The following is a 21132-nucleotide window of genomic DNA, read 5'->3' as shown; positions in this document are numbered from 1 at the left end:
CCGGCTCAGGCCCGCGCGGTCGCGGCGCGCGGGCGCTCCAGCCACCACAGCAGGGCGCTGGCCAGCAGCCAGCCCAGGCCCCAGGGCCAGCGCGGGCCGGGCATCGCGGCCGGTATCGCCGCCGCATGCGCCGCCCCGGCGCCGGCGAGGGCTGCCGTGGCCTCGCGGCGTTCGGCGGCGGCCAGGCCGGCGGCGGCTTCCGCGGCGCGCACCGGGAAGGCGCTGCGGATATCTCCATCCACGCGTTCGTGCCAGCCGGCCTGCGCCGGCCAGTAGGCGGCGCAGGTGCGGGTGCCGCTGGCCGGGTCCACCGCCAGCGCGACGCCGGTGCCGTCCGGCGCCAGCACCGCGGTCTCCGCGGTGGCGGCGCAAAGCATCGTGCGTTCACCCACCCGCGCGTTTTCCGGCACGGCGCCTGCTGCCAGTCCGGCCGGACGTGCCAGCGTGGCGAAGGTCTGCGCCCACAGGCTGCCGTGCGCCGCGCGACGGCCGGCAAGTACCAGGCGGAAGCTGTCGGACAGGGTCCAGAGCGCGATGCGGCCGCGGCCCTCGGCGCGCCAAAGCGCGAACGGTTCGCCATCGGGCGCGCGCTGCAGCACCACGCCGTCGGCGGCGCGCAGCTGCAGCGGCCGGCGGCTGAGCAGGGGCGGGGTGTCGGTGGCGCGGGCCTCGGCGTCGTCGGCATCCGTGCTCGCGGCGACCGCGTCCGCCGCTTCGCTGCCCGGAAGGCGCAGGCTGCGCGCGAGCTCGGCGGTTTCGACCTGGAAGCCCCATTCCTGCAGCAGGCGGCGTTCGCCGGTGCCGGGATCGGCGGTGAGCCGCAGCAACACGCCCAGGCCTTCGCGCACCGCGTCGCGCAGTGCACCGCGGCCCCGTTCGCCCAGGTCGCGCCAGGCGCGGTCGTCGATCACGACCAGGTCGACCTCGCGCAGCGTCGCGGGCGTCATGGCCCGCGGTGGATCGCCCAGGTCGACGCCGCCGCCGACGGCGATCTGCGTGTGCAGGGACAGGCCGGCGTCGCGGGCCCAGCGGCGCAGGTATTTCAGTTCGGGGCCGGGACCGCCGGCCAGCAGCCACACGCGCAGCGGCGCGCCGGCGCGCACGTCCAGGGGCAGCGCGATCTCTTCCTGCACCTGCTCGTCGCGGGCCTTCGTGCGCAGGCGGTAGTCCACGCGTCCGGCCGGGCCGGCGACGGCGGTGAGCCGGAAACGGCCGGTGTCGTCGAGCGTCGCGCCGTCCACGCGCGCGCCGGCCGGATCCAGCAGCTCGACCTGGCCGCCCGCCAACCCTTCGACGCGGCCGGCGACCGCGAACTGCCGGCCGCTGCCGACCTGCACCGGCGCGGCCAGTTCGACCAGGCCGGCCGGCAGCGGTGGCGGCGAGAATTCCAGCGCCAGGCCGGTCGCGGCATCGCGGTCGCGCGCGGCCAGGCCCTCGCCGCGCACGCGCAGCGGCGACGCGCCCGGATACCGGCGCAGTGCGGTGCCCAGGTCGGGCACGCGCGCCACGCCGGGCAGGGCCGGGGCTTCCGGCAGCGCCAGCACGATCCCGTCGCCGGCCGGCGCCGCGTCTGCGGCGCTGCTGCCGGCAGTCAGCAGGGTGAGCGCGCGCGGCCGCGGCGTGCTGGCCGGCGGCAGCAGGAAGAAGTACAGCAGCGCGGCGGCGGCGAGCATCGCCAGCAGTCGCGCGGCGGCGTGCGGCCCGGCGCCGGGCGTGCGACGCGCGGCGGACAGGATGCGCAGCGCGGCGGCGGCGACGATCGCGGCCAGGACAGCGGCGAGGGCGAAGGCGGCGCTCATGGTTTCGACTCCGGCGCCAGCGCTTCGAGATAGGCCTGTCCGGCGCGGTCCGGCACGGCGCGCGGCAGCACCGCCGCCGCGGGCCGCGGCAGCAGCGGCCACAGGCGCTCGCGCAGGCGCGCGCGGCAGTCGCTGCAGGCCGGATCGGCGCGCACGGCTTCCAGCGCGGCGACCAGGTCGAGCGGATCGGCGAGGCGCATTTCGTTCTCGCGCAGCCAGGCCGCGAAGGCATCCAGCGCCGCGCCGGTTTCGGCATCGGCTTCCGGCGCCAGTGCCTGCCACAGCGCCAGCGCCGGGCTGTCCGGTGCGACGGCGGCGACCAGGCCGTCGCGGCGGTCGCCCAAGCCGGTGCGATCGCCGCCCATGCGCCGTGTTTCGTCGATCGGCGGCAGCTCCAGGCCGACACGCGCCAGGTAGATGCGCGTGGCCTGCTGCACCTGCTTGATGTAGCCGAGCGCGCGGTAGGCATGCGGCAGTGCGCGTCCGGGCTGGCCTTGGCGCAGCTCGCCCTCCGAGGACCACATCGCGTCCAGCGCCTTCTTCAGGATCGCGCGCGTTTCCGGGTCCAGCAGGGTGGCGGCTTCCGCGTCGTCGTGGGTGTGGCCGTAGTCCTCGAGCACGTTGACCGGGCCGCCGAAATCGGCCGGCGGTTCGGCGCCGTGGTCGTGGCCGTCGCCGGCGTGGTGTTCGTCTTCGGGCTGGCCGGCTTCTCCCGCGGGCGCGTCTTCGCCGCCGACGTTTTCCTCGCCGAGGAACTGGCCGTAGCGCATGCGCAGGATGCGCTGGTCCACACCCAGGCCGTCGGAGCGCGCCAGGAAGTCGTCCGCCGCCAGGCGCGGGCGTTCGGAGATCAGGGCCTCGGCATCGAGGATGATCTGACGCTGACTGCGGAAATAGGCCGGCAAGGCGCGTTTGACCAGGCCTTCCATGCCGGTGGCCTCGGTGGCCGGCGGCAGCGGCCAGCGCAGGATGTAGCTGGCGCTGCGGCGGGTCTGCGCCTGCGGGCGGCGATTGTCGTCCACTTCCAGGCGCACGATCAGGTCGTCGCCCTGGGCCAGGCCGAGCGCGGCCAGGTCGAGCCGGCGCGCGTAGCGGCGCTGCTTGGCGTCGCCTTCGCCGGCGAGCGCGAGGCGGCGTTCGCTCACCGTCACCTGTTCGCCGCTGCCCTGGGCCAGCGTGATCACCAGCCGCGCGTTGCCCAGGCCGTGGTCGTCGCTGGCCTCGAAGGACAGCGCCCAGTCGCGCTGGCCTTCGGCGCGCAGCGTCAGGTTGCGTTCCGGTGCGAGCACGCGCAGCTGCGGCGGCTCGTCGGCGATCGCATCGAGCCGGTGCAGGCGGCCGTCGCGCAGCGGCAGCGCGCCATCGGGCACGATGCGGTAGAGCGTGGAGCGCGCCAGCACGTGCCCGCCGGTCCAGTCCTCGCCCTCGCGCTGCAGTTCGATGCGCCGGCCGTCGTGCAGCACCAGCGCCACCGCCGGCGGCTGCGGCGAGAAGCGCAGCCGCCAGGCCAGGCGCGAACCTTCCGGCGCCTTGGCCCCGAGCTCGCCGCCGCCGCGCGCCGGCAGGCCGGTGTAGGCGGGCGGTGCGATGTCCAGGCTTGCGGAGACCAGGGCGATGTCGGTCGCGGGGGTGCCGGGCGCTTCGGCAGTGGCCGGCCCACGTTCGACCGGCGGCGCGGTGCGGGCCGGCCAGAACAGCAGCACCAGGACCAGCGGCAGTGCGGCCAGGAAAAGCATCGCCAACCGGCGCGCAGGCCAGGGCTCGCGCAGTTCGGGTGCGGCTCCGGTGGCAAGGCGTCCGCGCAGGCGTTCGCGCTGCAGCGCCTGCAGGCCGGACAGTGGCGTTGCCGCGAACAGCAGGTCGGCGCTGTCCTCCATGTCGGCGCGCCGGTCAAGCCGGCGCGCCAGCCAGCGGGCGTCCAGGTCCTGCGCGGCGCGCCACGCCAGCAGCGACAGGAGGCCGGCGGCGGCGATCGCCACCGCCACCGCGGCGCTTCCGCCGGACAGCCGCCAGGCGCCGGCGATGGCCACGGCCGCCGGCGCCAGTCCGGTAGCGATACGGATCGCGGCCCGCCGGTGTCGCGCCGCGGCAGCCGCCTGCTGCAGGCGCCGTTCAGCGCTCATGCCTGGGCCTCCGGGCGACGGCGTGTCGCCCACAGCCGTTCGAGCGCGAACAGCGCCACCGCCGCCCACAGCAGCGGCGTGTCGAGCGGCCGCGGTGTTTCCGGAAAGCCCGGGCCGCCCGCGAGCGGTACGTGCGCGGCGGCATCGGCGCGGGTCGGCGCCGGGGCGGGGGCGTGCAGCAGGTCGTGCAGGTGGCGCGGGAAGCCGGCGTCGAGCAGGGCCGGAAGGACGTCCGGCGCCAGCGGATGCTGCAGCTGGCTGAGGCGGCCGCGTCCGAACGCGGCGCTGCGCGCGAGCACGGTGCCGTCGTCAGCGCGCCAGGCCGGTACGCCCGGCGCGGGCAGCGGCCAGTTGCTGGCCGGTTCGATCAGCGCATGGCCGCCGCTGCGCAGCCAGTCGCGCAGTGCGGCCGGCAGTTCGCCCGGCACCAGCCAGACCAGGGGGCGGTCGGTCGCGGGCAGTGCGGCATCGGCACCCGCGACGTCCAGCGGTGCCGCCGAGGGTGCATCCGCCGAAGCGGCATCCGGCGCCGCGTCCGAAGCGGCGTGCAGAGCGGTCCAGGCCGCCGCTGCCGCGCGCAGGTAGCGCAGGGCGGGTTCGCGTTCGGGGGCGTGGCGCACCGCCAGTCGCGGTGCCGGCGATGGCGGGACGGTATCGGTCGGGGTCTCGCCGGCGACGATCCGCCAGTCGAGCCGGCGCGCCAGCCGCGGCCGCTCGCCGTCGGCGCCGTCGAACACGGCCGGCACCAGCACGGTGACGGGCGTCAATGCCGGCAGTTCGGCATCGAGCTGGCGCAGCAGGCTCGAGACCGCGACCGGTTCCGTCGGACGCGGCGCATCGAGCGACGGGAAACCGGGCGCGAGCCAGCGGCGCTGCGCGCCTTCGGGCAGCGGCGGCGCGGCGGTGGGATCCGCGCCGGGCAGCACCAGCAGCCAGGGCGCATCGCCGGCGCCGCCGAACAGCACCGGCCGCGCCAGCAGCAGCGCCAGCGTCGCGACCAGGGCCAGGCGCAGCGCAAGCAGCACCAGGTCTTCGAAGCGGATCCTGGCGCGCGGCTTGAGCCGCGCCGACAGCCAGCGCAGCGCGGCGAAATCGGTGGGTCGCTGCTCCTCGCGGCGCACCAGGTGGATCAACAGCGGCAGCGCCAGCGCCGCCAGCGCCGCCAGGCCGAGCGGGAACAGCAGGGCCAGGCTCATGCGCGCTCCGCCGGCGAGGCCGCGAGCAGGCGACGCAGCGGCGCGTCCAGCGCCTCGTCGAGCACGTGGGCGGTGTGGCGGATGCCGCTGGCGGCCAGGCGCGCCGATAGTGCGCGCCGAGCCTGCGCGAAGGCGGCGAGGAAGCCCTCGCGCGCCGACGCGCCGTCGCTCAGGGTTTCGGCGCCGGTTTCGGCATCGCGGAAGCGGTGGCCGCCGCGGAACGGGAAGTCGCGCTCCTCGGCGGTGAGGATCTGCAGGTTCAGCACCTCGCGGCGCGCGGCCGCCAGGCGTTCGCACAGCTGCACCGTCCCCTCGTCGAAATCGTCGCTCAGCACCAGCACCAGGTGGCCGGCGGCGATGCGTTCCCACAGCGGCCGCAGCGCCGTTTCTGCCGGCCAGTCGCCGTGCGCGCGCAGGCCCTGCAGTTCCAGCAGGCAGCGGTCGCGCTGGCGCGGGCCGGCGCCGGGCGGCACCAGGCGCAGGCCGTCGCCGCCGACCGCGGCCAGGCCGAAGCGGTCGCCCTGGCGCAGCGCGAGTTCGAACACGCAGGCGGCGAGCGCGCGCGCGGCCTCAAGGCGAGACCAGCCCGGCCGCGCCGCATCGCCCTGCGCCATCGATGCCGTGCAGTCGACCACCACCCAGGCGGTCAGCGGGCTGTCGCGTTCGGCCTCGCGCACGAAGAAGCGGTCCGAACGTGCATAGAGTTTCCAGTCGATCTGACGCAGTTCGTCGCCCGGTTCGTAGGCGCGGTACTGCGCGAACTCCAGCCCGGCGCCGCGGCTGCGGCTGGGGTGCTGGCCGAAGCCATGCCCGCCCGCGGTCCGGCGCCCGGCCAGGCGCAGGTCCTTGAGCCGGGCGCGCACCGGCGCGGGGATGAAGTCGGGTCCGGACATCGGGCTCAGGCGGCGAAGGGCACGCCGCGCAGCAGCACGCCGACCACGTCATCGGCCGACTTCTGTTCGGCTTCGGCGGCGAAGGACAGCAGAAGACGATGGCGCAGCACCGGCGCGGCCAGCGCCACCACGTCCTCGCGGGTGGCGGCGAAGCGTCCGTGCAGCAGGGCGCGCGCCTTCGCCGCGAGCACGAGCGACTGGCCGGCGCGCGGGCCGGCGCCCCACTTCACGTACTGCAGGATCTCCGGCAGCGCACCCGGCAGCGGCCGGCTGGCGCGCACCAGGCGCGTGATCCAGTCCAGCAGGTCGGCGCCCAGGTGCACTTCGCGCACGCGTGCCTGCAGGGCCAGCACGTCCTCGCCGCGCATCACCTGCGGCACCTGTGCCGACGTCGCGCCGGTGGTCTGTTCGATGATGTCGCGCTCTTCCGCCTCGCTCGGGTAGTCCACGCGCACATGCAGCAGGAAGCGGTCGAGCTGGGCTTCCGGCAGCGGGTAGGTGCCGGCCTGTTCCAGCGGGTTCTGGGTGGCGAGCACGAAGAAGGGCTTCGGCAGTTCGTGCGTCACGCCGGCGTAGCTGACGGTCTTTTCCTGCATCGCCTCCAGCAGTGCGGCCTGGGTCTTGGGCGGCGTGCGGTTGAGCTCGTCGGCCAGCAGCAGGTTGGTGAACACCGGGCCGGGCTGGAACTTGAAATGGCGGTGGCCGGTGCCGTGGTCCTCTTCCAGGATCTCGGTGCCCAGGATGTCGCTGGGCATCAGGTCGGGCGTGAACTGCACGCGCCGGAACTGCAGCTCCAGCGCCTGGCCCAGGGTGCGCACCAGCAGGGTCTTGCCCAGGCCGGGCACGCCCTCGAGCAGGCAGTGGCCGCCGGCGAGCAGGCCGATCAGCAGCTGCTCGACGACGTCGTGCTGGCCGACGATGGCCTGGGCGATGGCGGCGCGCAGGGGCTGGAGGCGGGCGAGCTGCGCTTCGAGGTTGGATGCGTTGGTCTTGTCGTTCATGTGTTCCTTGGGGAGCCTGTCCGAAAGGAAGTAGTGGGGAGGAAGTAGGAAGTAGAGAAAGCGGGGTCACGGAATTGCAGCTTTCTCTACTTCCTATTCACTACTTCCTACTTTCTCGATGCCATGTCGCTAACTGGTAAGTGCGTACATCACGATGTTGACGGCGAACTTGGTGTTGTCCTCGGCCAGCCAGCGCTTGTTGCGCCAGTCGTAATCCCACTCGCAACCGTAGTCCTTGTTGCTGTAAAGCACGCCCAGGCGGCCGTCGACGTGGATGCCCTTGAGGTAGTCGTGCACCAGGTCGTCGCCCCAGCCGTTGAGCTCGAAGCCGGTGGCGGGCGGGCCGTCGAACTTGAAGAAGCTCGAATAGATCGGGTGTCGCTCCGGCAGCTTCTGCAGGGCGCGTGGTCCGAAGATCGCCGCCATCTGTTCCTCGAAGGACTTGGCGAACAGGCCGTCGATGTCGTGGTTGCAGTCGTCCACGAACACGAAACCGCCGCCGCGCACGTAGCGCTCGAAGTTGCGGCGCTCGTCGGGATTGAACTCGACCAGCTTGTGCCCGGACAGGTAGCAGAACGGCGCCTGCAGCATGCGCGGGTCCGACAGCGCCAGCACGTGCTCCTTGGGGTCCACGCGCAGCTGTGTGTAGTCGATCAGCGAGGTGATGACGTTGGCCGGCATGCGCTGGTCCACGTCCCAGTCGCCCGAGTCGTACATCAGGCGGGTGAACCAGAAGTCGTAGTCGGCGGTCGCTGCGTGCAGCGGACGCGTGGCGCCGGCGGCAAGGGCGGCAGTGGCGGCGGTGAGGAAGCGGCGGCGGTTCATCGGAGGGCGAGGGCAGCGTGGCTTGGCGGCGGGCCCCCACCCCAACCCTCCCCCGCGCACGGGGGAGGGAGCGGAGCGGTCACACCGCGTCGGACAGGGAGCTGAAGGTGAAATCGCGCAGCTTCATCGGCGGGATCATCATCACGAACGGCGACTCGTCGCCGCTGAGCCGGATGGGCTTGCCCAGTTCCTCGATGTTGTTGAGCATGATCACTGGCGACTCGTTGAAGCGGAAGTTCTTCACCGGGTGCTTGATCTCGCCGTTCTCGATGTAGAAGGTGCCGTCGCGGGTCAGGCCGGTCAGCAGCACGGTCTGCGGGTCGACCATGCGGATGTACCAGGTGCGCGTGACCAGGATGCCCTTCTGCGTGCCCTTGACCAGCTCGGCCGTGGACTTGTTGCCGCCGGACATGATCAGGTTGCCGGGCTGGCCGATCGCACGCTTGCCCTTTTCCTTGGCCCAGTAGCGCGAGTACTGCAGGTACTCGACCTTGCCGTCCTTGATGATCGGATGCTTCTCGCGCGGCAGCCCGCCACCGTCCCAGGGCATGACCGCGGCTTCCGGGTGCCAGGGGTCGGCCTCGATGTTCACGCGCGGGTCGTAGACCTGCTCGCCGAGCTTGGTGCCGCCGCCCTTCTTGGACAGGAAGCTGCGGCCTTCGTCGGCCTGGCGGGCGTCGAAGAAGAACATCATGAAGCTGATCAGGCCCGCGGCCGCGGCCGGTTCCAGGATCACGGTGTATTTGCCCGGCTCCAGCGCCTTGGCCTCGGCCGAATCGCGCGCCTTCTGGATCGCCACCTGGATGTCGTCGGCGGCATTGAACTTGCCGATGTCGGCGGCGTTGCGCGAGACCCAGCCGGAACCGCGGCCGTCCTCGGTGCGCACCGTGCAGGTGTAGTCGAGGTTGGTGGCGCGCTGGTAGCCGAAGTTGCCCTTGGAGTTGGCGAAGGCGAAGAAGGTCTGGTCGTCCTGCAGGAAACCGGCCGCGATCAGCTTGTTGTCCTTGCAGGGGCCGATCGAGGCCTTGGCGACCTGGGCGCGCAGCTCCGGGGTGATGTCGGCGGTGGCCTGCACGAAGGTCGGGCTGGGGCGGTAGGTCTGCTTCTCCAGCGCCGGCATGTACTCCGGGTTTTCCGGGGCCAGCTTCGCCAGGTCCTCGGCGCGGCGCACGACGCGCTCGAGCGCGGCGTCGTCGAACTCGTTGATGGTGGCGATGCCTTCGCGCTTGCCGAACGCCGACTGCACGATCAGCTGGGTGTCGCTGACCTTGCCGCTGGTGGACACCGCGTTCAGCGCGAAGCGGATGTTGCCGGTGATGTTGCCGGCCAGCGTGGCGGTGCACTCGTCGGCGGTGGACAGCTTGAGGACCTTGTCCAGGATGGCCTTGGCCTGTTCTTCGGTGAAGATGCTCATGTCGTGGGCTCCTGGCCGGTCAGCCGATGTTGCGGGCGGTGTTGATGACGTTCATGCCGTCGAAGCGCGTGGTGCTGGCGCCATGCGACACGGCCGAGATCTGGCCGGGCTGGCCCTTGCCGTCGAAGAACGAACCGCCCAGGCGGTAGTCGGACTCGTCGCAGATGGCCGAGCAGGCGTTCCAGAACTCCGGCGTGCGGATCTGGTAGGCCACGTCCTCGAGCATGCGGGTGATCTTGCCGTTCTCGATCTCGTAGAACAGCTGCCCGCCGAACTGGGCGTTGTAGCGCTGCTGGTCGATCGAGAACGAGCCGTCGCCGACGATGTAGATGCCCTTCTCGACGTCCTTGATCATCGCGTCGACGCTGAGCGGGGTCTTGCCCGGCGCCAGCGACACATTGGCCATGCGCTGGAACTGCACGCTCGACCAGGAGTCGGCGTAGCAGCAGCCGTGCGATTCGGTCTCGCCGATGATGTGGGCCTGGTCGCGGATGGCCTGGTAGTTGACCAGGATGCCGTCCTTGACGAGGTCCCACTTCTTGCACTTCACGCCCTCGTCGTCGTAACCGACGGCGCCCAGGCTGCCTTCCTGCACCTTGTCGGCGAACAGGTTGACGATGCCGCTGCCGTACTGGAACTTGTTCTCGCGCTTGTCGAGCGTGGCGAAACTGGTGCCGGCGTAGTTGGCTTCGTAGCCGAGCACGCGGTCGAGCTCGAGCGGGTGGCCGACGTTTTCGTGGATGGTCAGGTACAGGTTGGTCGGGTCGAGCACCAGGTCGTACTTGCCGGGCTTGACCGAGGGTGCGGTCAGCTTCTCGCGCGCCTGCTTGGCGGCGGCGACGGCGTCCTCGAGCATGTCGTAACGGTCGCCGTAGTTGATCACGCCGTTGGGCGAGACGTATTTCTTGCCGCCGCCGTCGAGGTATTCGTAGCCCATGCCCATCGGCGCCGACAGGCCGTCGCGGGTGCGGAACTTGCCGCTGGCCTTGTCCACCGCGGTGACGGTGAACGGCGCCCAGATGCGGTGCACGTCCTGGTCGATGTAGCTGCCGTCGGTGCTGGCGAAGTACTTCTGTTCGTTGACCAGGAACAGGGTGGAATTGACGAAGTCGGCGCCGGCCTTGACCGCGGCCGCGTTCACGCCCAGCAGCAGGTCCACCTTCTCCTTGAGCGGCACTTCCATCGAGTTCTTCTTGATCGGCGCCTTCCAGCTGACCTCGCCCACGCCCTTGACTGGCGCCAGCTGCACCGGCTTGTCCTGCAGGCTGGAGTTGGCCTTGGCGATGGCGGCGGCCTGGCGGGCCGCGGCGGCGACGCCGGCGGTGCTCAGGTCGCGGGTGGCGGCGAAGCCCCAGGCGCCATTGGCGATCACGCGGATGCCGACGCCGGTGGATTCGGTGTTCACCACGTTCTGGACCTTGTCCTCGCGGGTGATGACGAACTGCTGCAGGTAGCGGCCGATGCGCACGTCGCAGTAGCTGGCGCCGGCATCGGTGGCGGCCTGCAGGGCGGCGTCGGCGATCGCCTTCTTGATCGCGATGTCGAGGCCGGATACCAGCTCCTCGGCGGCGATCGCGCGGCTGTAGGGGAAGATCAGGCCGGCAAGGCCGACGCCCGAGATCGCAAGGAAGTCTCGTCTGTCCATCGTGTCACTCCAACGGGGTTGGCAGGGCCGGGCAGCGAAATGATCGTCGCCGACGGCGAGAGGAAAGCCCGGCCGACTCTGGGCATGGCGCCAGAGAGCGTCAAGTGACGAATGGCCTAGGACGCGTGACCTCGCTCGCAGCGAGCGTGCCGCGACCCGGGCGGATCAGCGTTCGCGCGCCTGGGGTGCGGGCGGGCGGCGCAGCGGCGGGGTTGCCGGACGTGCCGGCGCGGTGGCCGGGCGCAGCCAGCGGTCGCGCGCCGGCACCACGCCGGCGCTGCAGGCCTGGGAATCGGCGTTGCAGACACGCCAGGGCAGCGACGGGCTGCCGCCGTGTTTGCCCAGCCAGCGGCCCTGGTTGTCCACGGTGGACACGAGCTGGTCGCCGCGCCAGACGTCCATGCGTTCGCCGCCGCCGGTCCAGTCCAGCTGCACCTGCATCGGGCCCCGGTGTTTCGCGATCAGGGTCGCGGTCAGTCCGGCGGGATCGGGCGCGTCGACGTTGCGCTCGCATTCCCAGGTCTCGAGGATGCGCGGCCCGGTGTCGAGCACGACGAAGTCCTGCGCCCGCACCGGCGAGCCGGGCACGGCCTGGTCGAAGATGCGCGAGTTGATGCCCTGCTCGGCCCAGGTGTGGTCGGTGTAGCGGTCGGATTCGGCGGTCAGGGCGATGTTGCCGCCGTCCGAGAGCACGATGCCGTAGCGCTGCATCGTCCGCAGGATCACCTGCGCCGCCGCCGGATACAGGTTCACCGGGAAATCCGCCCGCAGCCGCAGCCGCGAGCCGTAGGGAATGGTGCCCTCGGGTCCGTTCGGGCCGCCGGCGTGGCTGGCCGGGCGCACGTACTGGCCATAGCGGTCGCCATCCACGATCGTGCTGGCCATGCGCGCGTTGGGCAGGATGAAGCGGATCGCGTGGCCCAGGTCGCCGTTGGCCACCTGCATCGCGGCGTGCACCTCGTCGGCGTTGAACAGCAGCGGCGCGATCGGGAAGCCGGCGGCGTCGGCGCTGGTGCAGTGTTCGCCGCGGTTGTCGGCCGGATAGACCTGTTCGAGCTTCCACACCGCCAGGCACTGCGCCTGCAGGCCGTCCTGTCCGACCGCGTTGGCGCGGTAGGCTTCGTAAAGGCGGTCGCCCTGCACCACCAGCAGGTGGCAGTCGCCGTTGGCATTGGTGCAGCTCAGCCCGGCCTGGCCCTCGATGGCCGCGTCCAGCGGCACCGGCATCGGCGTGCCGATCGGTTCGCAGTCGGGCGCGTAGTACTCGCCGGCGCTTGGGTAGCCGATGATGTTGCGGGTCGGTGCGCCCGGCGCGGCGTTCACGATGTGGAAGCTGAAGTCGATCTGCATGCGGCCATAGCCGAAGCCGCCCAGGCCGACCCAGGTGCTGATCATCGACGCGGACTGCGGATGCACCGGCGCGCCCGAGATGTCCTGGTGCCAGACCGCCTGCGGCGGAAACCGCGGGGGCGCTTCGGCGCGCGCGGCGCAGGCAAGGGCCAGGCTCGTCAGCAGCAGGGACCAGCGTGCAGCGTTCATCGGGATCGGGCCGGGGAGCGGGTAGGCCACAGGATACTCCCGTGATGGGCCGGTGCCGCGTTCGGCCTGACTTCAGGCAGAAGAGGACAAGGTAGGGCCGGACACGAGCCGTGTTCCCGATGGAGGGTGGGTGATGGCCCGCAGTGTTTCCTATGGCCCCTGGCTGGCCGGCCTGGTGCTGGCCGCCAGCGGCGGTGCGCTCTGGTTCTTCTATCCGCGCGGCGCGCCCGCGCCGGCGCCCGCAACCGCCGCGCCGCCGCCGGCCCTGGCGACGGCGCCCGAGGCCGTGCCGGAAGTGCGCCATCCGATCGAACAGGTGGCGGTGCCGCCGGCCGAGTCGGCGGAGCCGCTGCCCGCCCTGGCCGACAGCGACGCCGCCGCGCTGGCGGCGCTGGGTGCGCTGATGGCGGGCACCGACCCGTCCAACTGGCTGGTGCCGCAGTTCCTGGTGCAGCGCCTGGTCACCACCATCGACAACCTGCCCAAGGCCAGCATGCCGCGCCAGGTGTACGCGGCGCAGCCGGTCGCCGGCACGCTGGCGGTGGCGCAGGCCGATGGACGGCGCTGGCTCGACGCCGCCAACTACGCCCGCTACGACACCGCGGTGGCGGTGTTCGAAGGCGCCGATTCGCGCCAGCTGGTCGCGGCCTACGTGCGCTTCTATCCGCTGTTCCAGCAGGCCTGGGCCGAACTGGGCACCGGCGGCCAGTTCAACGACCGCCTGGTGCAGGTGATCGACCACCTGCTGGCGGCGCCCGAGATCGCCGGTCCGATCGAGCTGGTGCCGGCCGCCGACGGCCGCCCGCGCCTGGCCTTCGCCGATCCGCGGCTGGAGGGCGCGTCGGTCGGGCACAAGGCGATGCTGCGCATCGGGCCGGACCACGCGGCGCGGGTGAAGACAAAACTGCGCCAGCTGCGCGACCTGCTGGCCGGGCAGCGCCCGGCCGGCTGAGCGCAGGGCTGCCGGCCCGCGGCGCTTGCGCTACGCTGTCGCGGTATTCACTGGTCAGGGGCCGGCATGTCGCCGCTGCAGTACCTCGGACGCCAGCTGGCCCGTTTCCTGGCCAAGCCGCGCGACCGCAACAGCCATATCCCGACCAGCCCCTACGGCCTGCTGGCGGCGACGTTGCGCAAGGGCGACGTGGTGCTGGTCGAGGGCAGCAGCCGCTTCGCGACGGCGATCAAGTACCTGACGCAATCCACCTGGTCGCACGCCGCCCTCTACATCGGCGACACCCTGGGCCCTCCGCCCGAAGGCGAAGAGCCGCGCGTGCTGGTGGACGTGGACGTGGTGGAGGGCGTGCGCACGATTCCGCTGAGCACCTTCTCCGGCCTGCACACCCGCATCTGCCGTCCGGTCGGACTGAACAACGCCGAGGTGGATGCGGTGATCCGCTTCATGCTCGATCGCAAGGGCATCACCTACGACCTGAAGAACATCTTCGACCTGGCGCGCTATTTCATCCGCACGCCGCCGCTGCCGGGTTCGATGCGCCGGCGCGCGCTGTCGCTGGGCAGCGGCGAGCCGACCAAGGCGATCTGTTCGACCCTGCTGGCGCAGGCCTTCGCCTCGGTGCGGTATCCGATATTGCCCGAGGTCGAGCTGATCGACGCCGACGCGCCGGGCGTGCGGCGCGCACGCCGCGAGATCCTGCACATCCGCCACCACAGCCTGTATGCGCCGCGGGATTTCGACGTCTCGCCCTTCTTCGCCGTGGTGAAGCCGCGGCTGGAGCAGGGCTTCGACTTCCGCCAGCTCGAGTGGCGCGCGCCGGAACCCGAGGCCGCGGCGTCGCCGGCGCCTCAGGGCGCGGCTTCGGTCGCCAGCCGCTTCTCGAGCCCGGACGCGCCGCCCTCGGCATAGGTCCGGCACGACTGCGGATCGAGCAGGGCGTTGACCGAAGGGTCGGCCTCGCGCCGCGCGAGTTTTTCCATCAGCCCCGAGGCCGAAGGATGCGCCGACACGACCAGGTCGCAGGGCAGGCCGGCGACGCGGGCGATCGATTCGCGCAGTGCCGCCACCTGCTCCGGATGGTCGCTGAAGCGGTAATCGGGCGAGGACACGGCGCTGAGGCTGTCGGCGAACACCAGATCGCGGCAGTCGTCTCCCGCGCAGCTGCGCCAGGTCCAGGTGCTGCCGCCGTCGGTATGGCCGGGCGTGGCGTGCATCGTGAAGGTGGTGCCGCCCAGCGTCAGCGTGCCGCGGTCGGCAATCGTCCGGATCACGGCGATCGGCGGATAGGCGTTGGCCTTTTCGCCGAAGCCGGCCTGCGAGTCGCCGTGCGGCGAGTTGCCGCGGCGCATCGCCGCGGCCGCCGCGGCGCTGGCCACCACGGGCGCGCCGGTCAGGCGCTGCAGCGCGGCCAGGCCGCCGGCGTGGTCCCAGTGCGGATGCGAGTTCAGCAGATAGCGCACGTCGCCCAGCTCGAAGCCCAGTGACTGGATGTTCGCGGCGATCAGCGGCGCGCTCTGCGGCAGGCCGCCGTCGATCAGCACGAGTCCCTCGGGCGTGGCGACCAGCACCGCGCTCAGCCCCTTCGTGCCTACGTACCAGCTGTCGCCGTGCAGGCGGAACGGCGCCTGCGCCTCGTTCCAGGCCGCGCAGTTGCTGCAGTTGATCGGCGCCAGGTCGGCGGGCGGGGCCGTGGCAGCGGCAGCGGCGAGCAGCAGGGTCGTGAGCATGGGCGGGCGCGTGGGGAAGGGAGCACGGATTGTGAAACGCGCCCGGCCGCCGCGGCCACCCCTGACCTCAAGCCCATTACTTCGCGGTACAGGCCGGTGCAAAGTGGGCGCCGGAGACCGCCCATGACCCGCTGCCACCGCTCCCTGATCGTCCTGGCCGTGTTCGTGTCCTGCGTGCTCGCGGGCTGCGCCTCGACGCCTGCATCGCCGCCGTCCGAAAACGCGGGGGTGCGGGCGCTCGCGCCCGGCGTGTTCCTGCTGCGCGGCGACTATGCGCCGCCGCGGCAGCCCGATGGCAACAGCGTCGTGTTCGAAGGGCCGGACGGTCTGCTGGTGGTCGACACCGGCCGCCACGCGGCGCACGCCCGCCGTCTGCTCGAGCTTGCGGCCGCGCGCGGCAAGCCGGTGCAGGCGGTGCTCAACACCCACTGGCATCTGGATCACATCGGCAACAACCCGGCGCTGCGCGCGGCTTTCCCGAGGCTGGAGGTGCACGCCAGCGCGGCGATCGACGGCGCGCTGGTGGGCTTCCTCGCCGACTACCGACGGCAGCTGCAGGCGCAGCTGGCGGGCGGCGGCGACGCGGCGGCGCGCGCCGACTGGCAGGCCGAGATCGCCCGGATCGATGCCGGTGCGGCCCTGCGCCCGGACCGGGTGGTGCAGGCGGACGCCGAACGCATGCTCGCCGGTCGCCCGCGCCGGATCGGCCATGCCGCCGATGCGGTCACGGCCGGCGATCTGTGGCTCTGGGACGCGGCCAGCGGAGTGCTGGCGGCCGGCGACCTGGTCACGCTGCCGGCCCCCTTCTTCGACACCGCCTGCCCGCGGCGCTGGTCCGCGGAGCTGGCGCGGATCGAGGACGTGCCGTTCACGACCCTGGTGCCCGGGCACGGCGCGCCGATGGACCGGGATGGTTTCCGCACCTATCGCCGCGCCTTCGGGCAGCTGCTGGCCTGCGCCGACGGCACCGCGCCGGCCGCGGACTGCATCTCCGGCTGGCAGCGCGATGCCGCGCCCCTGCTGCCGGATCCGGCCCAGGCCGCCCTGGCCCGCGACCTGCTGGCCTACTACTTCCAGGCGGTGCTGCGCGGGCCGCGCGCCGGCCGCCATTGCCCGGTGGACGGTTCCGCTTGACGGGGTCGGCGGGCTGGCCGACTGTGGCCGCTGGACCGCGCCCCGGCGCGGTTCATCCGGGGGCGAGGCATGGCGCTGACTGATCCAGCCATCGATAGCGGCCAGGGCGCGCGCGACTGGCGCCGCCAGCAGGTGGTGGCCGACACCTACCAGCGTTCCAAGCTCGCCGGTTTCCTGTATCTGTTCGGCTGGACGGTGGTGGCCCTGATCGGCCATGTCCAGGAATTCGAGCCCATGGCGGCGATCGGCATCGGCCTGGCCTTCCTGGGGCTGGGCGTGCTGCGCCTGCGCATGCGGCCCCCGGCCGGCTCCGACGCGGCGGCGAACCGGCGCTGGCTGCGTCACTACGCCTGGGTGCTGCCGCTGGCGCCGGCGCTGTGGTCGACGGTGCAGGTGTGGATCCTGCTCGATCCGCGTTTCGACGGCAGCACGCGCCTGGTCGCGCTGATCGCCACCATCGGCTACGCCACCGTGTTCGCCAACCTCTATTCGACCCTGCGCACACTGGCGGCGATCGGCGTGGGCCTGCTGTTCCTGCCGATGCTGGCGGTGCTGTGGTCGGACCCGGTGCACCGCGCGCTGGCGATCGCGATGTCGTTCTACCTGCTGTACCTGGCCGGCGCCCTGCTGCGCAGCCACGCCGAGTACCGCCGGCGCCTGGACCTGGATCTGGCCCTGCGCGAGCAGCGCGACCTGTTCCAGCAGCTCAGCCGCACCGATCCGCTGACCAGCGTGCACAACCGCCGCCACTTCACCGCCAAGCTCGACGAGGCGGCGCAGTTCGCCGCCGCGGGCGGGCCGGTGTTCTCGCTGCTGATACTGGACATCGACCACTTCAAGCGCGTCAACGACCAGCACGGCCACGCCATCGGCGACGCCTGCCTGGTGGCGGTGGCCGACCGCCTGCAGCGGGCCTTTCCGCCGCCGGCCAACCTGCTGGCGCGGCTGGGCGGCGAGGAGTTCGGCGTGCTGATCCCCGGCGATCCGCGCGTGGCCTCGGCCGTGGCCGAGACCTTCCGTTACGACCTGGCCCGTCATCCGCTCGAATGCGAGGGCCGGCGCCTGGAGATCACCGCCAGCATCGGCATCGGCGCCTTCGACCCGGCCAAGCACCGCGACGGCGACGGGCTTTACCGCGCGGTGGACCTGGCGCTGTACGCGGCCAAGTCGCAGGGCCGCAACCGCGTGCAGCCGACCCGCACCGCCGACGTCTGAGCGCGGAGGTCGCGGGGCCTTCCTATAGAATCGCCGCCTTCCCCCGCGGAGCTCCCCGCTTGGCCGTGCCCGCCGAAGATCCCGCGCTCGACGTGCTGTTCCTGCCGCTCGATTCCGGCGCCCTGGCCTGGCCGGCGCCGGGCGCGACGCTGTTCCTGCGCGCGCGCGCCGGCGTGGCCCTGAATGCCGTGCGTCGGTACCGCCCGGTCTGCGAGCAGAGCTTCCGGCCCTGGGCCGGGGCGCTGGAGCGCGACGGGCTGGCGGTGTCGGACGCGAACTCCGGCCGCTTCGCCCAGGTGCTGGTGCTGGCGCCGCGCCAGCGCGACGAATCGCGGGCGCTGCTGGCGCGCGCCATCGCCCAGGCCGAAGCCGGCGGCGTGGTGGTCGCCTGCGCGCCGAACAAGGAGGGCGCGCGCTCGCTGGAAGACGACCTGGCCCGGCTCGCCGGCCCGGTGCACAGCCTGTCCAAGCGGCACTGCCGGGTTTGCTGGACCGCACCGCTGGGCGAGGGCGTGGACCGCGCCCTGGTGGAGCAATGGCGCGCGCTGGATGCGCCGCGGGCGATCGCCGACGGGCGGTTCCGCAGCCGGCCCGGGCTGTTCGCCTGGGACCGCGTCGACGCCGCGTCGGCCCTGCTGGCCGCGGAACTGCCGGCCGGGCTGGCCGGGCGCGCCGCCGATCTCGGCGCCGGCTGGGGCTACCTGTCGGCCGAGCTGCTGGCGCGCTGCCCGGGCATCACCGCGCTCGACCTCTACGAAGCCGAAGCGCGCGCGCTGGCGCTGGCGCGCGAAAACCTGGCGGATGCGAGTGTGCCGCTGGGGTTCCACTGGCACGACGTGGCGGCCGGACTGCCGTCGGCCGGCTACGACGTGATCGTGGCCAATCCGCCCTTCCACCAGGGCCGCGCCGACGATCCGGACCTGGGCCGCGCCTTCATCGCCGCCGCGGCGAAGGCGCTGCGTCCGGGGGGGCGCTTCTGGCTGGTGGCCAACCGCCACCTGGCCTACGAACAGGCGCTGGCCCGCGGTTTCGCCAGCGTGCGCACGGTGCGCGAACAGGACGGATTCAAGGTGATCGAGGCGGTGAAGGCATGAAGCTGGTGAAACTGATCGCCAACCTCGGTTACGGCAGCCGCAAGCAGGTGGCGCTGATGTTCCGCGAGGGCCGCATCACCGATCCGCAGGGCGAGGTGCTTTACGCCGACGACGCCGTAGCGCACGCCGACGTGCGCGTGGACGGCGAGCCGCTGGATCCGCCGCAGGGCCTGCTGATCCTGCTGCACAAGCCGATCGGCTACACCTGTTCGACCAAGGACCCGGGCCGCGTGGTCTACGACCTGTTGCCGCCGCGCTTCCGGCTGCGTGATCCGGTGCTCTCCACCGTCGGCCGGCTCGACCGCGATACCTCGGGCCTGCTGCTGATGACCGACGACGGCGGCCTGCTGCACCGGATCACCTCGCCCAAGGCCAACCTGCCCAAGGTCTACGAGGCGACGCTGGCGCAGGATTTCCGCGGCGACGAAGCCGCGGTCTTCGGCAGCGGCACCCTGATGCTGGAATCGGAAAAGACGCCACTGGCGCCGGCCGGTTTCGAGGCCCTGGGCCCGCGACGCGCGCGCATCGTCCTGGTCGAGGGCCGCTACCACCAGATCCGGCGCATGTTCGCCGCGGTCGGCAACCACGTCGAAACCCTGCACCGGCATTCGTTGGGCGGGCTGGGCCTGGGCGGCCTGGAGCCGGGCGCGTGGCGCGAGCTCGGCGAGGCCGATCGCGCCGAAATCTGGAACACAGACTCCGGGGTCGGAGTGCCTTTATCGAGATAAAGGCACTCCGACCCCGGATTTTTTCAGTCGCGGAAATTGTCGAACTGCAGCGGGATCTCGAGGTCGGTCTTGCGCAGCAGGGCCATCGCCTCCTGCAGGTCGTCGCGCTTCTTGCCGCTGACCCGCAGCTTGTCGCCGTTGATCTGCGCCTCGACCTTGAGCTTGGCCTCCTTGAGCGTGGCGACGATCTTCTTGGCCAGCTTCTGCTCGATGCCCTGCTTGATGGTGACCTTCTGGCGTGCACCGGCCAGATTCACCTCGGGCTCGGCCGCGTCCAGGCAGCGGATGTCGATGCCGCGGGCGACCAGGCGCGCGCGCAGGATGTCGAGCATCTGCTTTAGCTGGAAATCGCTCGGCGCCTTCTGCGTGACCACGAAACCGTCGAGCTCGAAGCTCGCGTCCTGGCCCTTGAAGTCGAACCGGTTGCCCAGTTCGCGGTTGGCCGTGTCCACGGCATTGGTCAGTTCGTGCTTGTCGACTTCCGAGACGACGTCGAAGGAGGGCATGGCGGTGGCGTGAAGGGGGTCCGGGGCCGGATTCTAGCCGGTCGGCAGCCGGCGGGGCAGGTCCCGACAAGCTGACTGGGCGGCAACCCTTGCCGGCAGGGTGAAAAATGTTCAACACGAATTCAGTCGTCCGGGAGCGAAGATTCGCGCCGTGGATCAAACGGTCCGCGCCCCGAAACCGAGGTGGAAAATGAACAAGCTGAAGCTCGCTACCCTGACCCTGTTGCTGGCCGGCGCAACGGCTCTTCCAGCAGCGGCCGACGACGACCGCCGGGGCGGCCGCCATGAACGAGGCGACCGCAGCGAACACCGGGACGATCGGCGCGGCGACCGCCGCGACTGGCGTGAGGACCGTCGTGACGACCGCCGCGAGTGGCGGGGCGACCGTCGCGAATGGCGCGACGACCGCCGCGACTGGCGCGACGACCGCCGCGAATGGCGCGACGACCGCCGCGACTGGCGCGACGACCGCCGTGACCACGGCCGCTACGCCCGCCACGACGACCGCCGCTGGCACGGCTACCACTGGTATCCGCAATACCGCTACCGCGCGCCGGTGCGCTACGTCTACCCGCCGGGTTATCGCGCTTACCAGTGGCGTGTGGGCCATCGCCTGCCGCGCGGCTACTACGACCGCCACTACTACGTCGACTACCGCCACTACCGCCTGCCGCCGCCGCCCTATGGCCACCACTGGGTGCGCGTCGACCGCGACGTGGTGCTGGTCGCGATCGCCACCGGCCTGGTGCTGGACGTGCTTTACGGCGTCTACTACTGACGGATCGCGCATAGTGCAGCCCGAAGGGCCGGCCTTGCCGGCCCTTCTTCTTTTGCCAGGACGGGTTGCAGGCGGCATCCGTCGGAAAAATTTTCACGGTGACGGTCCGCGCTAACGCAATGCTTACTTTTCGCTCAGCGCCCGTTGTTTTTCGCTGAGGCATGGTGGCCTCGAAGCCGGTGGCTTCATCCCCCCAAGCGATAGGAGTTCGACAATGAACAAGCTCAACTCGACCGTGCTGGCGGCCTCGCTCACCCTGCTGCTCTCCGGTACCGCTTTCGCCAGCACCATGCCCCCGCCGGCCGACCCGGCCCCGACGCCCGCGGCCCCCGCCGAAGTGACCTTCGAGCAGCTCGACACCGACGCCGACGGTTATGTCGCCAAGACCGACATCCCGGTCGAGCACGAACTGTCCCTGCAGTTCGCGGTCGCCGACAGCAACCAGGACTCGCGCCTGAGCCGCGACGAGTTCAACGCCTACCAGGACCAGCCGGAGGAAGAGGAAGCCGAGGAATAAACCTTCCGGCTCCGCTTTCCCTGAAGGACGGGCGGCCTGCGGG

General features: G+C 71.9%; 19 protein-coding genes. 8 read left to right on the top strand and 11 right to left on the bottom strand.

What is annotated here, in order from left to right:
- Positions 1-5: 5 nt before the first annotated feature.
- The 9 genes from E1B00_RS07820 to E1B00_RS07780 form a co-directional block, all read right to left on the bottom strand.
- Positions 6-1799, bottom strand: a complete 1794-nt coding sequence (locus E1B00_RS07820; protein ID WP_139447290.1) for a carboxypeptidase regulatory-like domain-containing protein — start codon at positions 1797-1799, stop codon at positions 6-8.
- Positions 1796-3922, bottom strand: a complete 2127-nt coding sequence (locus tag E1B00_RS07815) for a DUF4175 domain-containing protein (RefSeq protein ID WP_139447288.1) — start codon at positions 3920-3922, stop codon at positions 1796-1798. The genes E1B00_RS07820 and E1B00_RS07815 overlap by 4 nt, the downstream gene beginning before the upstream one ends.
- A complete protein-coding gene (locus tag E1B00_RS07810; protein ID WP_139447286.1) occupies positions 3919-5118 on the bottom strand; it encodes a BatA domain-containing protein in 1200 nt (399 codons plus the stop codon). The genes E1B00_RS07815 and E1B00_RS07810 overlap by 4 nt, the downstream gene beginning before the upstream one ends.
- A complete protein-coding gene (locus tag E1B00_RS07805; RefSeq protein WP_139447284.1) occupies positions 5115-6011 on the bottom strand; it encodes a DUF58 domain-containing protein in 897 nt (298 codons plus the stop codon). Before E1B00_RS07805 ends, E1B00_RS07810 begins: the two co-directional genes overlap by 4 nt.
- 5 nt (positions 6012-6016) lie before the next feature.
- Positions 6017-7012 carry an AAA family ATPase gene (locus tag E1B00_RS07800; RefSeq protein ID WP_139447282.1) on the bottom strand — a complete coding sequence of 332 codons (996 nt, stop codon included), beginning with the start codon at positions 7010-7012 and terminating at the stop codon, positions 6017-6019.
- A gap of 129 nt (positions 7013-7141) precedes the next feature.
- Positions 7142-7837 (bottom strand): DUF4159 domain-containing protein, encoded by a 696-nt coding sequence (locus E1B00_RS07795; RefSeq protein ID WP_139447280.1) that lies wholly within the window; start codon positions 7835-7837, stop codon positions 7142-7144.
- A 79-nt stretch (positions 7838-7916) separates the two neighbouring features.
- Complete coding sequence (locus E1B00_RS07790; protein ID WP_139447278.1) at positions 7917-9251, bottom strand: TldD/PmbA family protein; 1335 nt, start codon at positions 9249-9251, stop codon at positions 7917-7919.
- Positions 9252-9270: 19 nt separating this feature from the next.
- Complete coding sequence (locus E1B00_RS07785) at positions 9271-10896, bottom strand: TldD/PmbA family protein (RefSeq protein WP_139447276.1); 1626 nt, start codon at positions 10894-10896, stop codon at positions 9271-9273.
- A gap of 165 nt (positions 10897-11061) precedes the next feature.
- A complete protein-coding gene (locus E1B00_RS07780; protein ID WP_139447274.1) occupies positions 11062-12465 on the bottom strand; it encodes a hypothetical protein in 1404 nt (467 codons plus the stop codon).
- A 103-nt stretch (positions 12466-12568) separates the two neighbouring features.
- Here E1B00_RS07780 and E1B00_RS07775 point away from each other — a divergent pair, with 103 nt between their 5' ends.
- Together E1B00_RS07775 and E1B00_RS07770 are read left to right on the top strand one after the other, a co-directional pair.
- The gene (locus tag E1B00_RS07775; protein ID WP_139447272.1) at positions 12569-13387 is read left to right on the top strand and encodes a DUF3014 domain-containing protein; all 819 of its coding nucleotides are present in this window, start codon (positions 12569-12571) and stop codon (positions 13385-13387) included.
- A 66-nt stretch (positions 13388-13453) separates the two neighbouring features.
- Positions 13454-14299, top strand: a complete 846-nt coding sequence (locus E1B00_RS07770; RefSeq protein WP_139447270.1) for a C40 family peptidase — start codon at positions 13454-13456, stop codon at positions 14297-14299.
- Here E1B00_RS07770 and bla read toward each other — a convergent pair.
- The gene (bla, locus tag E1B00_RS07765) at positions 14239-15117 is read right to left on the bottom strand and encodes a subclass B3 metallo-beta-lactamase (RefSeq protein ID WP_139447268.1); all 879 of its coding nucleotides are present in this window, start codon (positions 15115-15117) and stop codon (positions 14239-14241) included. The two genes, E1B00_RS07770 and bla, sit on opposite strands and share 61 nt — an antisense overlap.
- A 123-nt stretch (positions 15118-15240) precedes the next feature.
- Between bla and E1B00_RS07760 the strand changes: the two genes are divergently transcribed.
- The 4 genes from E1B00_RS07760 (at position 15241) to E1B00_RS07745 (ending at position 19288) form a co-directional block, all read left to right on the top strand.
- The gene (locus E1B00_RS07760; RefSeq protein ID WP_139447266.1) at positions 15241-16251 is read left to right on the top strand and encodes an MBL fold metallo-hydrolase; all 1011 of its coding nucleotides are present in this window, start codon (positions 15241-15243) and stop codon (positions 16249-16251) included.
- 69 nt (positions 16252-16320) lie between these two features.
- Complete coding sequence (locus E1B00_RS07755) at positions 16321-17466, top strand: GGDEF domain-containing protein (RefSeq protein WP_139447264.1); 1146 nt, start codon at positions 16321-16323, stop codon at positions 17464-17466.
- Between the two features lie 65 nt (positions 17467-17531).
- A complete protein-coding gene (locus E1B00_RS07750) occupies positions 17532-18560 on the top strand; it encodes a class I SAM-dependent methyltransferase (protein ID WP_139447786.1) in 1029 nt (342 codons plus the stop codon).
- Complete coding sequence (locus E1B00_RS07745) at positions 18557-19288, top strand: pseudouridine synthase (protein ID WP_139447262.1); 732 nt, start codon at positions 18557-18559, stop codon at positions 19286-19288. Before E1B00_RS07750 ends, E1B00_RS07745 begins: the two co-directional genes overlap by 4 nt.
- A 23-nt stretch (positions 19289-19311) precedes the next feature.
- Here the strand turns inward: E1B00_RS07745 and E1B00_RS07740 are convergent, their stop codons facing one another.
- The gene (locus tag E1B00_RS07740) at positions 19312-19794 is read right to left on the bottom strand and encodes a YajQ family cyclic di-GMP-binding protein (protein WP_139447260.1); all 483 of its coding nucleotides are present in this window, start codon (positions 19792-19794) and stop codon (positions 19312-19314) included.
- A 190-nt stretch (positions 19795-19984) separates the two neighbouring features.
- Here E1B00_RS07740 and E1B00_RS07735 point away from each other — a divergent pair, with 190 nt between their 5' ends.
- Together E1B00_RS07735 and E1B00_RS07730 are read left to right on the top strand one after the other, a co-directional pair.
- Positions 19985-20572 carry an RcnB family protein gene (locus E1B00_RS07735; RefSeq protein WP_139447258.1) on the top strand — a complete coding sequence of 196 codons (588 nt, stop codon included), beginning with the start codon at positions 19985-19987 and terminating at the stop codon, positions 20570-20572.
- Positions 20573-20786: 214 nt separating this feature from the next.
- Positions 20787-21089, top strand: a complete 303-nt coding sequence (locus E1B00_RS07730) for an EF-hand domain-containing protein (protein WP_139447256.1) — start codon at positions 20787-20789, stop codon at positions 21087-21089.
- Positions 21090-21132 lie beyond the last annotated feature (43 nt).

Source organism: Arenimonas terrae (assembly GCF_006265115.1).
Lineage (GTDB): Bacteria > Pseudomonadota > Gammaproteobacteria > Xanthomonadales > Xanthomonadaceae > Arenimonas > Arenimonas terrae.
The sequence above is the reverse complement of the archived record's forward strand: the minus strand, read 5'-3'. Positions and strand labels throughout refer to the sequence as shown.